Source organism: Chitinophaga vietnamensis, from assembly GCF_902167635.1.
GTDB classification, from domain to species: domain Bacteria; phylum Bacteroidota; class Bacteroidia; order Chitinophagales; family Chitinophagaceae; genus Chitinophaga; species Chitinophaga vietnamensis.
Genome location: NZ_CABHMS010000001.1, coordinates 86,766 through 101,929 on the forward strand (window position 1 = coordinate 86,766; position 15,164 = coordinate 101,929).

General features: G+C 50.0%; 10 protein-coding genes. 8 read left to right on the top strand and 2 right to left on the bottom strand.

Annotated elements, in window-relative coordinates:
* The first annotated feature begins 229 nt into the window (after nt 1-229).
* Complete coding sequence (locus tag FPG75_RS00345) at nt 230-847, top strand: redoxin domain-containing protein (protein ID WP_143304511.1); 618 nt, start codon at nt 230-232, stop codon at nt 845-847.
* On the opposite strand, the gene FPG75_RS00350 is transcribed toward FPG75_RS00345, so the two are convergent.
* The gene (locus FPG75_RS00350) at nt 844-2,133 is read right to left on the bottom strand and encodes a serine hydrolase domain-containing protein (protein ID WP_143304512.1); all 1,290 of its coding nucleotides are present in this window, start codon (nt 2,131-2,133) and stop codon (nt 844-846) included. The two genes, FPG75_RS00345 and FPG75_RS00350, sit on opposite strands and share 4 nt — an antisense overlap.
* Nucleotides 2,134-2,312: 179 nt before the next feature.
* Between FPG75_RS00350 and FPG75_RS00355 the strand changes: the two genes are divergently transcribed.
* The 7 genes from FPG75_RS00355 (at nt 2,313) to FPG75_RS00385 (ending at nt 13,883) form a co-directional block, all read left to right on the top strand.
* Nucleotides 2,313-4,664 (top strand): ABC transporter permease, encoded by a 2,352-nt coding sequence (locus tag FPG75_RS00355; RefSeq protein ID WP_143304513.1) that lies wholly within the window; start codon nt 2,313-2,315, stop codon nt 4,662-4,664.
* A gap of 358 nt (nt 4,665-5,022) precedes the next feature.
* A complete protein-coding gene (locus FPG75_RS00360) occupies nt 5,023-5,721 on the top strand; it encodes a response regulator transcription factor (RefSeq protein ID WP_161596616.1) in 699 nt (232 codons plus the stop codon).
* 285 nt (nt 5,722-6,006) lie between these two features.
* Nucleotides 6,007-6,396, top strand: a complete 390-nt coding sequence (tssD, locus tag FPG75_RS00365) for a type VI secretion system tube protein TssD (RefSeq protein WP_143304515.1) — start codon at nt 6,007-6,009, stop codon at nt 6,394-6,396.
* Nucleotides 6,397-6,422: 26 nt separating this feature from the next.
* Entirely contained in the window at nt 6,423-8,216 is a 1,794-nt protein-coding gene (locus tag FPG75_RS00370) for a type VI secretion system Vgr family protein (RefSeq protein WP_143304516.1), read from the top strand.
* A 10-nt stretch (nt 8,217-8,226) separates the two neighbouring features.
* On the top strand, nt 8,227-9,060 hold the full coding sequence (locus FPG75_RS00375; protein WP_143304517.1) for a hypothetical protein: 834 nt from the start codon (nt 8,227-8,229) through the stop codon (nt 9,058-9,060).
* A gap of 12 nt (nt 9,061-9,072) precedes the next feature.
* Nucleotides 9,073-12,639, top strand: a complete 3,567-nt coding sequence (locus tag FPG75_RS00380; RefSeq protein WP_143304518.1) for a PAAR-like protein — start codon at nt 9,073-9,075, stop codon at nt 12,637-12,639.
* An 11-nt stretch (nt 12,640-12,650) separates the two neighbouring features.
* Nucleotides 12,651-13,883, top strand: a complete 1,233-nt coding sequence (locus tag FPG75_RS00385) for an SH3 domain-containing protein (protein ID WP_161596617.1) — start codon at nt 12,651-12,653, stop codon at nt 13,881-13,883.
* Nucleotides 13,884-13,959: 76 nt separating this feature from the next.
* Here the strand turns inward: FPG75_RS00385 and FPG75_RS00390 are convergent, their stop codons facing one another.
* Nucleotides 13,960-15,162, bottom strand: coding sequence for a DUF1501 domain-containing protein (locus FPG75_RS00390; protein ID WP_143304520.1), 1,203 nt, complete (start codon nt 15,160-15,162; stop codon nt 13,960-13,962).
* Nucleotides 15,163-15,164: the final 2 nt, after the last annotated feature.

Here is a 15,164-nt window from a genome sequence, read left to right on the forward strand (position 1 = left end):
TCCACCGTTAATGCGCCCCGTAGGGGCGAAATATTGGTAGCACACGTTTTATTCCCTCCCATCCGCCCCGTAGGGGCGACATACATATGGTAAAAGATATTTCCACAATCATCTCTCTAAAAATCAATCATTTATATTTAATATTCCATTTAGTCTACAGAATTAGTAGGAAATTAAAATAATCGCTTTATATTTGCCTCATATCATCAGCCATTGAAAAAAATATATTATGTCTACCATCTACCGTTACGCCGATTATTTGCCGCAGCCAGTGCCTGAGCGCTTCGCCAGCCCTCTGCGTTACAGAGAGCAACTGAACCCCATTGCTGTTGGTAAGTTTTTCCCCGAATTTTTTATCGAAGAAGCACACGTGATCAATGGAACCGAATTATTGCAGCCCGCAACGGCAGGCACTTCCATCCATCGTTTAACAGCCCAGCCCTTGATCGTCGCTTTTTATTCTGTACAATGGAACGGTTATGGCGACAGGCTGCTGCAACAACTACTGGACAGTCATGACGCGATCACCGCTGCCGGCGCGCATTTGCTGGTATTATCCGCCGAAGATAAAAAAGAGTTCCGCACTTTCAACACGCAGGCATTGCCTTTCGATGTGGCCTACGATGCACAGTTCCGCATCGCGCGCAAAGCGGGTGTGTACCATGAGAAAGATCCGCTCTGGGGCCGTGTAGCCGGCACCAACGCAGATGTACCTGCACCGGCCGTGTTCCTGCTAACACCTTCCCTGGAAGTGAAATATGTGTTTGCAGATACCTTCCTGCAATACAGCTTCCAGCCGGAATCCTTGCTGGCGGCGATCGACAGCCAGCTGGCCATCAGCGCCTAATCTTCGATGGCCTGGTATACAAGAGTTTTATATTTATTTGCCAGCTCGCCATGCGAGTTAGGCCAGATGTTGGTGTATATTAACCCTATGATCTTTTCTTTCGGGTCCACCCAATAAGTGGTGCTGAACATGCCTCCCCATTGAAAGGTGCCTTCCGGCAGCAGCGACTTTGCGCTGCCTTTAAGGGTCGTAACCTGGAACCCTAATCCAAAGCTGTCCGGCGTATTCCACCAGCCGGGAAGGTTCTCGTCTGTTTGCGCAGTTGTCATTATACGCACGGTATTGCGGCCGAGCAGGCGTTTGCCGTTGTAAGTACCACCATTCAGCATCATCTGCAAGAAAATGGCATAATCGTACATGGTAGAAGATAAACCACCGCCGCCGGAGAAATAAGTGCCATTCCGTTTCGGGTAATCTGAATAAAAACGTTCGCCCGTTAACGTAATAGTGTCCGGCATAACAGCGATCTTCTTCGTCTTTCCATCTTCTGTGTATAAAGTCACCAACCTGGATCTTTTATTTTCCGGGAGATAGAAATAGGTGTCTTTCATACCCAGCGGCATGAAGATGCGTTCTTGCATGAACTGATCCAGCGGCTTGCCGGAAAGCACTTCTACCAGATAGCCCAGCACATCGGTATTGAGGCCATAGGTCCATTTTTCGCCGGGCTGATGCAGCAGTGGCAGCTTGCCGAGTATTTTCATTTTATCTGCCAATACCATATTGTCTACGCCAATGCCGCCGATCACGCCTGCCTTGGCATACATGGCATTCTCTTCCTCACCGCCGATTTGCGCATAGCCCAATCCGGAAGTGTGAGTGAGCAGGTCGCGGATGGTGATTTCGCGTGTAGCCGGCACCGTAGTCCAGGTGGTATCTTTCAGGTTGAAGGTCTTGATCACCCGCGGGTGCGCAAATTCAGGGATATATTTCGACACCGGATCATTCAGCTGAAATTTTCCTTCTTCAAATAACATCATCACGGCAACACTGGTAATAGCCTTGGTTTGCGAGGCGATGCGGAAAATGCCATCTGTTCTTTCAGGTGTTTTCTTGTCGATATTATCATAACCGAAAGCCTTGTTGTACGCGATCTTTCCATCGCGGACAATCATGGCGGTAACGCCATTCACATAACCTTTGCCGATATAGTCGTTGATCACGGCATCAATCCTGGCAAGCCTTTCGGCAGACAGATGCGCTGCTGCGGGCGTGGCAGTTTTCAATGGCTGCTGCGCAATGCCCAGCAGCGGCAATAGTAAGGAGAGTAATAAAACGCTTTTCATCGATGGAATTTGTATGGAAGATACAAATAACCTTCAGCTTTCTTGAAGGCGCCAAATCCGGACAGATATTGTATCAAAAATGAACAATTGTATTAATTTACTCATATGTAAATAATCTGATAACAAAATGGAAAAACTGTGGCATTTTCTTTCGTAGCGTATATTTGAAACTGATACGTATGTTCAAAGCCTATATCAAGATAGCCTGGCGTAGCCTGCTCAAAGACCGTTTATTTACTGTGTTGAATCTTGTGGGCCTGTCGGCAGGTCTGACAAGCGCTTTATTGATCTGTTTATGGCTGAACGATGAATGGCGTACCGACCGTTTCAACAGTCCGCAATTGTATCGGGTGATGGAGAACCGCCCACATGAGAAAGGGGTGGCAACAGGCCCTGAAACGCCCGCCGGACTGGCAACCGCACTCACTGCTAATTTCCCGGCAGTAGAGCGGGCAGTGGTAACTACGCCGCCATCCTGGTTCCGGCAGGTAGCCTTATCAGTACCGGAAAAAAATCTCAAAGCCGCGGCGCTCTTTGCCGGAGCCGACTATTTCCATCTCTTCCAATACCCATTGTTGCAAGGCCGTAAAGACGCGGTGCTGGCCGATCCGGGTGGTATCGTGATATCAGAAGAACTGGCAAAGCAACTTTTTCGTACTACCGGTAACGTTATAGGCAAAACCATTCACTGGCAGATCGATCATTTTAAGAAAGAGGCCACGGTAAGGGGTATATTTAAATCCTTGCCGCATTCGTCTGTGCAAGTTGATTTTGTATTGCCTTTTGCGGTTTTCAGGGATCTGATGCAGATGCCCGCAGACCTGCAGCCACAGGGGCCTTTCCATACCTACCTGCTGCTGCGTAAAGAGGCAGATGTAGCGCAATGCAATGCAGCGCTCAGTACTTTTATGCAACAACGCAGCGGCCAACCGCGGCAGCTCTTTCTGGAGCCTTATGCCGATAATTATCTCTACGGAAAATATGAAAATGGTAAACAGGCCGGAGGCCGCATCACTTATGTAAAATTATTTGCGCTCATTGGTTTGTTTATCATCCTGATTGCCTGTATCAATTTCATGAACCTGGCCACTGCAGGGGCTTCCGGCCGTCTCAAAGAAATGGGCGTGCGGAAAACGCTGGGCGCCAGCCGCCAGGCGCTCGTCTGGCAATATCTCGGCGAATCCATGATGATGACCTTCATCGCGATGTTGATCGCCTTGCTGGCCGTGATGTTATTGTTACCACGATTTAACGAAGTGACGGGTAAGCAGATAGTATTGGCAGCAGATGCTTCCTTGATCCTGGCATTCTTTGGCATTGCACTGTTTACGGGATTTCTGGCGGGAAGTTATCCGGCCTTGTACCTCTCAGGATTCAATCCGGTGGCGGCGTTGAAAGGAAAAGTGCAGCGCTCCGCGGGTGAGTTGTGGACAAGGAAAGGGCTGGTGGTATTTCAGTTTTCTTTATCCCTGATATTTATCGTTGGCGCAATGGTGATATACCGGCAGATACATTTTGTGCAAACGCAGCCCTTGGGTTATAACAAAGATCAGGTGATCTATTTCGATGCAGAAGGCCGTGTGCCGGAGCATATGCCGGCGTTCCTGTCAGCCTTGCAACAGTTGCCGGGCGTAGTGCGCGCATCGGCCATGGTGGGCAATGTACAGGGAGCGCCCTCTATCGGTTTGCCCTATACGCGTAATGGCCATGACGAAACAATCCTCTTCCGCCCTTTCGTGGCCGATTATGGCATGGTAGAAACACTGGGCATTGAAATGGCCGCCGGGCGGCCGTTTTCACCGGCCTTCGGCGCTGATAGCAACAAAGTTATTTTCAATGAAGCGGCTATCGTTGCTATGGGTATTAAAGACCCGGTAGGAAAAACGGTGAGGCTGGGAGACGCTACCCGCGAGATCATCGGCGTGACGAAGAATTTCCATTTTCAGTCGATGTACGAAACCGTGAAACCCTTGTTCATGGTGCTCGACAGGCATGGCAGCACCATCATGGTGAAGATACAGGCGGGCCGGGAGCAGGCGGTGATCCGTGATCTGGAAAATTTCTATCATCACTATAATCCCGGTTTTTCTTTCGATTATAAGTTCCTGGATGCAGACTACCAGGCACAGTATATATCAGAGAAAAGAGTAGCGGTATTGTCGGCCTATGCGGCCGGGCTGACCGTATTGATCTCTTGTCTGGGCCTTTTCGGGCTGGCGGCTTTCACGGCGGAGAAGCGGCGCAAGGAGATCAGTATCCGCAAAATACTGGGCGCCACTACGCGTGATATAGCGGTGCTGTTATCGCGCGATTTCCTGCAATATGTGCTGGTGGCCATTTGTATCGCGATGCCTTTGGCGTGGATGATGATGCAGCATTGGCTGGATAGTTTCGCGTATCACATTGCTTTTGGCGTTGATATTTTTGTGAGTGCGGCGGCCTTCCTGTTGCTGATCACTTTGATTACGGTAAGCTTCCAGGCGGCGAAAGCGGCGCTGGCCAACCCGGCAGGCAATATGAAAGCGGAGTAATAAGCATTCATCCCGATTGTATATAGATGAAAAAATTAATATTTAATTAAAATTGTAAAACACGCGCGGCAAAAAATACTAACAAGTAGGTATTTTATCAGCAGGGCCTATAGACTACATTTGTCGCAGTGTGAACAATTAAACTAATTACAAGAGTCATCCACCGAAGAAATCAATGCCAGTCGGGTTTGCTGACTGAATTATCCCCAAAGACGGGTCTCTTCCTTTTGGAAGGGACCCTTTTGGTATTTTGTAGATAATTTTCCTTTACATTTGTTTGAGAGGACATTTTATCAGCCAATAGGGAGCTTTAGAGCGCGGGGGTGACGATCGTTTATTCCTATACATTTTCATGAGCATGATGACATCAGTGCCGTTACCGGATGGTAACGAAGAATCTTCCCTGGAGCAGAAGATCAGGGCTTTACAGGCTATCGATGAGGAATTGCCGGCGGTGGTGATTGTGCATAGTGCGGTCACTAACGGTGTCGTATATATGTCGCCCAGAGGCTTGCGGGAGCTGGGTATTACGTTGCCGGAGTTGCAGGCGATGGGCACGGAATATTACCAGGTTTTTTTCAATCCGCAGGATGCGGCGGAATACGTTCCCAAGATCATTGCTTTATTATCGGCGCCGCCGCAGGAAAACCGTTCGGTATCTTTTTTCCAGCAGGTAAAGTTGGCGGGTACGCAGGACTGGACCTGGCATCTCAGTTCTACGCGTGTTTTCCTGCGCGATCGTAGCGGCGTGCCTACACATACGATCACCTGCGCGATACCGGTGGAAGCGCTGCATCATGTGAGCAGCAAGGTAAACCGGCTGCTGGAAGAAAATGATTTTCTGCGCCGCAACCAGCAAGTGTTTGCATCCCTTACTAAAAGGGAGAAGGAGATATTACGATTGATGGCATTAGGTTTCAGCGCACCTGAAATCGCCGCACAAGTGCATATTTCAAAGAAAACGGCGGTAACGCACCGGCGGAATATAAAGGCCAAGATCGGCGCCCAGTCGGGCTATGACCTCACTAATTTTGCACAGGCTTTTGACCTGATCTGAATCCTGCATTGTTAAGCTTTAAAAAAATCTTCCTGAAAAGTGCGCTGAATGCCGGGAAATCTGTATTTTCATCGCGTAATAACCATATTGTTTTTACCTGTTTGTTGTGTGCAGATGCAACAAACCTGCGTAATCGGGAAAAATGAACGCGATGGACAACATTTGAAGAACCATTCCCTAAAATGAATGAGCACAGCGTTCCTGTTTGTACCCACCCGTTTCACAGCCTATACCAGAGGAGGTTTGGACACCCATATACTTTACAGTTGTTAAACATTCACACTTATGTCTTTCAAAGCAGTCTTCAACATTGACGGGGAAGAAATGAACGTACTGGAATGCCAGTTTTCATTTACACAAAGTACAGATCTGATTGGAAAACCTTCTGCCCGCCCCACAGGAGGCACCGTGGAATTATTAGTGGAATCAACCGGCGAAACGGGCCTTTTCGACTGGATGATCTCCAATACCCAAACCAAAAGCGGCAACGTGATCTTTTACCGGCGGGATTCTATGTCGAAGCTGAAAGAGTTGCGCTTTACCGATGCTTACTGTATCGCCTATACGGAGCAATTTAATGCTGCAAACGAGCAACCCATGCAGATCAGAATGAAACTGTCGGCACGTGAAATAAAGCTGAACAACTCCGTGTATCAGCATCCGTGGCCTATGTAATCCTTCCACGCATTAAATTATCAGTTATGTCGTTAAATACCCAAACGACTGTGTCCATCGGGGGGCAACAGTTTCATCAATTTCATTCATTGCAATTGCAGCAAAGCCTGGAAGGGCACCATACCTTCGAAATACTGATCGGCTACGACTGGCTGCAAAAGCTCGGAACGGGCATCTTCACGGCCGGCCGCGAATTTCTTGGTAAAGAAGTGAGCATCGTCATCAAGCCTGCAGAAGCCGCTAACGCCAAAGAACTTATTTTCAATGGCCTCGTTACCGCCGTCAGCGCGGGAAAAGAAGGCGATGGCACCCATGGCTATTGCGTAGTGAAAGGTAGCAGCCCTACCATTCTGCTCGACAATGAGCCGCATATCCAGTCTTTCGAACAAAAATCACTGTCGGATATCGTCAGCTCCTGCCTCAAGAACTGCATGCCTTATGCCTCGCAGCCTACGGTAGCGCCGCGTACCGGCGAATCATTGAAATATACCGTTCAGTATAAAGAAAGCCATTACCAGTTTGTCCGTCGCCTCGCAGCACGTTATGGCGAATGGTTCTTTTACGACGGACAGAAGATCATCTTCGGACAATACAGCCCGCGCAAAACGGAGCTCACCCACCAGGTGGATCTTATTGACTTCGACCTGCAATTGCAGGTGGTGGCCAATAACAGCCGCTTCGCCAACTATGAATACCGCCTTGATGTGCCGGTAGACAAAGAAACCGGCGGCGCTGCCGCTTCCGGCCTCTATGCCGGGCATGCGGCGGAAGTGAGCAACCGTCTTTACAATAAATCTTCGCTCTTTAAAATACCGCAGGCATTTACCAGCGGCGCCAAGGCGCAGCTGGAGCATTTCGCCGAAGCCCATCAGAAAAGCCGGCAGGCGCAGCTGGCCCGTGTTAGCGGTACCAGCAAGCATCCCGGTTTACGTATAGGCGATACCGTGTCTATCAACGAATCGCTATACGGGAAGGCGCATCATGGCGATTTTATGGTCACCTCCATTACCCATCATTGTACCGGCACCGGCCTTTATCAGAATACTTTCAGTGGTATCCCGGCAGAAGCGGCTGCGCCGCATGTAGACCTCGACGCGCATCCTTTGTCCGAGCCGCAGAGCGCCATCGTTACAGATAACAACGACCCCAAAGGGCTTGGCCGCGTACGCGCCCGCCTGCGCTGGCAGTCGCAGGGCAGCACCCCCTGGATGCGCCTCATCGCGCCGCATGGCGGCGGCGGCAAAGGTTTCTATTTCGTACCGGAAATAGGCGAAGAAGTATGGGTAGACTTTGAAGGCGGCAACCCCGAACTGCCGTTCGTGCTTGGCACTGCATATAACGGTAACGCCAAAACGGAGTTCGGCACCGCGCAAAATGATCTCAAAGTGATCAAAACGCGCAGCGGCCATACCATCCGCCTCGATGATACCGCAGGCAGCGAAAATATTGTGATCACCGATATCTCCGGCAATATCATCACCCTCAATACCAAAACCAGTACGATCGATATCAATGCGCCGGAAACGCTGAACCTGAACGCCAAGAATATTAATATCCTCGCCAAAGAAAGCATCGTCGTCAATGCCGGCGAGAACATCACCTCCGCCGCGGGCGAGAACATCAGCCTGCATGCCTCGAAAGACCATCTGCTCACGGCTTCCAACTCTTCGGTGATCGTAGAGAAGAAATCCAGCATGGTTGCGAACGAGATAGAAAAGACCGCGCAGAAAGTGCGTGTAGACAGTACCGCACAGAATATGGAACTGGTATCCTCCAAGAAGATAGATATCCAGAGCGCAGAGAAGATCAGGTTATTCTAAAGTGAGGATGATGAAAAGAACATTTACCTACCGGCTGCCGGAAACACCTTTGCAGTACGAGGCCACCATACAAACCACCGTGCGGAGGCAGCAGTCGGAGCAAAACTATATCCAGCGCGCGCAACTCAGCGTGCAAACCATCAAGGGAAAAGGCTGGCTGGCTGCGCCTGCGCTGCTGGTGGAAAAGAACGTGGCCCCCTGGGTATATACGCTGGATAACCCGGCAGACAAGCTCGTGGCGGAACTGCAGGAAGCCTTGTCGGGCCTGCAATTGAAAATGCAGCCCAACGGGCAGCCCGCTGAAATCCTCAACCACAGCCAGGTATGGCAGCAATGGCAGGTGCTGCGCGACAAGCTCGCCTATACCTACCAGGGCGACTGGCCCAACGGTATACTACAGCACACAGATAGTACACTGTTGCACAAGGACAGGCTGCTGGCCACTTTCCTCAAAGACCTCACCTGGCAGGAATATTTCCGCAATATCTACCAGGTATCGTGGAATGGCGTGGAGATGCCCGCTACACGCATGGTATACGGCATCGCCGGTAATACCGGCATCCCTTTGCAGGAAAGCCGCCGCTTCACCGATCACCGCGATCAGCAACAATTCAGCATAAAAGGATACTGGAAAGAATTGCGCCCGCTCGACACTCTGAAACGCTGGAAGAAGCACCAGCAACTCAGCGTAGAGGCGGCGCCGTTAGTCGTATCCTATGAAGGCGACTATTTTCTGCAACCCGCCACAGGACAGTGTGCCGGCCTCACCGCCGCATTCCGCCTGCAAGCGGGCGATGATTATGAGAAAACCATCCGCCTCAACCTTGTTTCACTAACCCGATAAAATGATGCAAGTATGTCATCTCCTGTTGATACTCCGCAATCACGTAACAACGAGCAGCCGCCGGCCAATGGCGATAACCGGAACGGGGAAACCCTGTTCATGGTATGCCATGGCGCTACCTGTACCTGCGACAAGGCCCACGAGCCCTCGCCAAAAACATTGCACGTTGTAAGCCATAAAAAATATATCATCAACGACGACGCCAGCAAACTGCTGGCCACCACCCTCGAAAATAATGTGGCAGCCCTCAACTTCGGTTCCTGCAATGTGCCCAGCGCTAATAACCCCAGCCCTTGCACCGCACAGCTGAAGTGGAAAGATTATTATGAGAATGTGACCCTCCCCGGAGGCTCACATGTGCTCACAGAAAAAAGCACCGCCACTTGTACCGCCAAAGGCGGCAATATCAAGATCGTGCAACATGGGCAGCAGTTAGGTGTGACACCGCAACAGGTAAATGAAGCGCAATCAGCCAACTGGCATAACCCGCTCGTGGAAGATGTGACCATCCTGCAATCCGGTAATGACGACAGCGACGCACCCGGCGCCGATGTAAAAGCAATTGCGCCCGTGGATAAACAAAGCGTATATCCTCCCGGCAGCACCGTGCAACTGAAAGTGACGCAGTACGGCAAAACGCCTACGGAAGCGGAAAAGGCGGGCATCAACTGGATGATCATGAATGATAGGCTGGAACCTGTTATTCTGCGGCAAGACACGGGCGAAACCATCACGGCTATCTTCAACAAACCCGGCCGCTATGTGGTGAACGCTTACGGAAAAAATCCGGTGAACGGCAAAGTGGGCAAGGGCGACGCCGTGACGTATGTAGAAGTGAAAGAAAATGAGATCGGCAGTCTATCGGACGATAGCGATAGCAACAAAGTACGGCCGAACCAACCAGTTACCTTCTCTCTAAAAAAATTATTCCCTAACCTGCCACTGCCAGGAGAAGGCGCCAGCGATGTACAATGGACCGTGCAAGGCAATGGCGTGATCCTCAATAGCAACAGCAGCAGCGCCACTGTAGCGGGTTCCGAGGCAGGTACTACTTTCTCGGTAACAGCCACTTTCAACGGCGTCAGCAAGCAATCGCAAACCATCAAAGTGATGCAGAACCGCATCACGGGCATCAAAGCGGATAAAGACAGTTGCCGCGTGAACGATACCCTTCATTTCGATGTGAAGGATTCATTTGAAATGAAACCCACGCCGGAAGAATTGATGCAGGTGAAATGGAAAGCCAAAGGCAGCAATGGCGTGGAAGTGCCTGAATTTGCGGCCTACACAGGCGCCACTATTCAGCACACATTCAAACAGGCCGGTGAATATACCGTGCAGGCATATATGCAATCCCCCTCAGACAAGATCAAAGTGGTGGTGAAAGTGCAGCAGCCTGATCTGAAATTTGCCTCCTGGCGCGACAAGGAAGGCAACATGAAAGAGATAACGGGATGGAATGAACGCAATTACCTGCATCTCACCTTTGTAGCCGCCGAAGGCCTCAAAGTGGCTGTAGAGGTGGGTGTTACAGACGATAAAGGCATCAGCAGGAAAACGGTGTACGCACCTGCCGAACATGAGATCAAAGACGGACATGTGGGATTGAGCATATACGTAGACCGGGAGAAACTGAAGAAAACAGTGAAAGATGGCGACCGCTTTTACGCGATCATCACCTGCAAAACTCCCGGATATACAATTCCCAATGCCGCCGTGATACAACCGGCCAAGCTGCTCAAACTCAAGACACAGGAGGAGATCACAGGTATCAAGTTTTACAAAGATGGTAAACCTGTTACCTCCGCACGCTACGGCGATACGCTCAAATGCCGCGTATATGCCCGCAGCCTCAGCACCAACGAACTGGAAGTAAAGATCAAACGCCGTGAGAAGCGCTGGGGATTTGATAACCTCAGACAAGATACCACCATCCATGAAGGAAAATATAAAGTGAATGAAGAGGGCTATGCGGAATTTGAATTTACCCTCAAAAAAGAATGGGAAAAACAATATGACGAAAAGGTACAGCAATTTTATGCAGAGATAGCAGAGAATGAATTCATGGGCGCCAAAGCCACGCTCACGGCCTTTCCTGTAGGAGTGGACGCACAGGCGAGCCCACAGGCGCCCGCGAAAGTGGAAGATAATGGCAACAAAGAAAAAAAGAAAGGATGCCCGCGTTGTGGTAATCCATTTACATTAGAAGAGATCAAGCAGGCAGCAGTAGATGAACAAGGCGTTTGTTTGATCAGAAATGAAGAAGCGTTAAAAGCTGCGCTGGACTTTCTTAACAAGCATCGCGCTGACTTCGGCCTGGATACCTGCACGCGTAAAGCGCATTTCATCGCACAGGTGGCCACAGAAACAAGTTTCTATAACCTGGTGGAAGGTTTTAACTACGCAGCCTCCGTGTTGAAGGTTAAATTCGCCGCCTTTAAAACGCCCACAGGCCGCGTACATGCTGATGAATGGGGACGCCCTGAAGGTAGCAAAGTGCCGGTAACGCCGGAAAACCAGGAAAAGATCGCTAACTGGGCCTACGCCGATATGATTGGCAACGGCAATTACGCCTCCGGCGACGGCTTCAAATTCCGGGGCCGTGGCTTCATCCAGCTCACTGGCCGCGGTAACTACAGGGCATACGCCAAACTTTACAATAAATGGGTTGCCGACAAGACCGTAGACTGGGAAAACAAACCAGATGATATCGCCAGCGACTTCAATGATGCAATGGCTGCTGCCATTCTTTTCTGGCGTAACAATGCATTGGCATACCGCGCAGAATATGCCGACGATTATGCCGTTGAAAGCGTGACCAGGCTCATTAACGCCGGCCTTGACAATATCGCCACCAGGAAACGCATCTTCAAAGAAGCAGTAAAAGCGCTGAAGGTAGAAGACTGTGAACTATATAAAGCCCGCAAATGGCAGGAAGCAGAACTCGGCACCGTGGTAGTGGTAGGCGGCGTATCCAAGAAATTCGGAGAAGAAAAATATGTGAAAGGTACCGGCCCCAACAAAATTGAAAAACAATGGGCGGTATATCCTCTTCATGTATATCGCCGCCTCACGCTGGACAAATACAAAGAGCTGAAAGGGAAAAATGCACTCCCGCAGCCAGACTATATCACTTACGTTGCCCGTGATGCCCATGGCGACAAACCCAGCTATGGTACGCACTCCGACAAACGTTATGGCGATAACAACGAATGCCCGCCCGGTGAATATTATCTCAATAAAAAAACTGGCGGACAAAAATACCAGATGTACGTAGCTGATACACATGGCATCGGCGCTTCCTATATCAATGGCCCTCATGGCGGCCGCGCAGGGATCGCTATCCACGGAGGCTGGCCCATCGGCGCTATCGGCTGCATGACCATGCATACGGATAACTACGTTAATAACCCGAATGTATCAGCCCTGCTGCAACACTTACCCGATATGGACCTGAAGGTACAGCAGGAAGGAACGAGAAAAATTCGTATCATTATCGAAGAACGCGAAGTGGATACCGAACAATGGCCTAAACCACAGACCGGCACTACTAAATGGGTAGGACGCGTTACACCGTAAACCATTAAAACATGAAATTGTATCACTTGCTTTTGCCTGTTGCGATCATTACATCCTGTAATGCCAGGCCCTCAGAACAAAACGGTAAATCTATGAACAGTATCGACACTTCTTTAGCCAACAGCTTTGCTGACAATGCCGCCATCAGGCAGGTAGTGAGCAGCCTGGAGAAAAATGGCTATCATATACCCGACAATGATCTCTTCAAGAAACGGATCAAAGCTGTATTCGCCATCAACCTGGACGACAGCAGCAAGAACGATGTGATCCTGCAACTCACGCAGATGGCCAAAGACGAAGCCTACGATTTTCCGCTGGCCATCCGCAACGGCCGCTTCGTAGTGAATGGCGACGGCGTGGATTATGTGACCACACAACCTGCACAGATAGATAGCTCCACTTATAATCCCGGTATCAGGAACCTGGTAGCGCTGAACAAATTGTTGATCTACAACGATAATTCACAGATCGGTTTGGTGAAGAACAAATTCCCCGAGCTCTTTAATGATCTCGTCGTGGAGTATGGTTATACCGGCAACGACAGCATCACCCGCATTTACCTGGATAGCGTGAGCGAATCGGAAGATGGTGTGGAACGCTTTGCCAGCGCAGTATACGGCTGGTATGTAAATGATGCCGGCAAGCGGGTGGTAGGCGTCAGGAAAAATGTGCTGGACAAAATCATAGCATTGAAACCCGGCCTGATGGTACATGTCGGCCAAATGCTCCGTAACCTGAAAGCAGAGCAAAGCGGCGAAGGAAAGAACACGCCGGAAAACAGGCAGGAATATCTCCGCTCCGTAGCCACCCTGCTCGATGGTAGCCTGCGCGCGGAAATCCCCGGTTTCTCTGAAGAACTGTACGACCTCGATGATGCCACCAAAAAAGCATTGGCAGATAACCATTTCTTCGGTTATAAAGCACTGGAAGATTATACCAACAAACAATACCAATCTGAGAAACAAAGAGAACAACAGCGCAACGATAATGGCGATTATTTTCTCCTGCACGACGACGTGACAACGAAGAACATCGCCCGTTCCAAAACCGGTGTGATCAACGATCCTGACGGATTTACCAATATCAGGTCAGGCTCCAATTCCAAAGCGCCTGTTATCGGAAAGATCGTTGATAAAGAGAAATTCCATTACTGGACACTGAATGCCGACTGGTGGGTAGTGCAAACCAACAAAGGCTTGAGAGGATTTGTGCACAAAAGCCGCATCAAAGAGGCGAAGCAATAAATAATAAAGCCCTTGAAGCGCTCGAAGCATAGAAGCCCTTGAAGCGCTCAAAGCGCTTCAAGGGCTATGAACCTTGTTATACAAAAGAGAGATGTGGATATTCTGCTTTTAATATCTCCTTATCATTAGCGCCCAGCCATTTGGATAACAGGGTCGCATATACGCTTTTGAAATCTACACTATAGCGGAGATCGCCATCCACCAGGTTGAAGAGATCGGGCCCGTCATTCAAAAGGCCCTTCTGTTGCAGACCTCCGCCGATCAGGAACATGTTGTTAGCTGTACCATGATCAGTACCTCCGCTGGCATTCTGGCTTACGCGGCGGCCGAATTCGGAAAATGTCATTACCACTACATCCTGGAAACGGTTGTTCTTTTTAAGATCACCGGTGAAAACCGTCAGCGCATCACTGAGCTGCGTGAACAGCCGCGCCTGTTGATCCTGCTGGTTTACATGCGTATCGAAACTGCCATGTGATACATAGTACACCTTCGTATTGATATCCGACATGATGAGGTTGGCGATGGTACGCATGTTCTTGCCCAGTTCTGTATTGGGATATGCTTCTTTCGACTGGTAGGTTTTGAATTGTTGCTGGATGTAGGCTGCGGAGGAAATAGTTTCACCCATTGTTTTGTAGAGGTACTCTACATTGTGGTGCTCATCTTCATGGGCGTGCTGCTTCATCAGGTCCTTGAAATAAGGATCATTGCTGGAGTTGAAGAGCCTCGCCGGATCATTCACGGCCAGGCCTTTGGCGAAATCGCCTTTCATGGCCAAGCTGAGCGTATCGTCTATTTCCAGTGCCTGCGTGGGCTTGTCGCAGCCCTTGCATTGTGCATCGAGGTAGCGGCCTATCCAGCCATCGCTCCAATACTGGTTAGACTGGCTCGCAGAATGCCAGATATCCATCGAGCGGAAGTGTGACCTGTCGGGGTTTGGATAGCCCACATTGTTGAGGATGCCCATGGAGCCGTCATCGTAGAGGGCTTTCAGGCCTTTCAATGCCGGGTGTATGCCGAAATTATCATTGAGCGCCAGCGCATCGTTTTTTTTGATACCGATAGCAGGACGGGAACGGTAGTAGATGTCGTTGCGGTAAGGAATGATGGTATTCAACCCGTCGTTGCCGCCAGATAACTGAACAATGACAAGCACCTTGTTGCCAGGAGGCACGAGGGCGCCGGTTTCCAGGGCCTTCAGGAATTTAGGCATCAGCATGGCGGCGGAAGCCAGCGAGCCTACCTGCAAAAATCGGCGGCGGTTAAGAATGATCATAA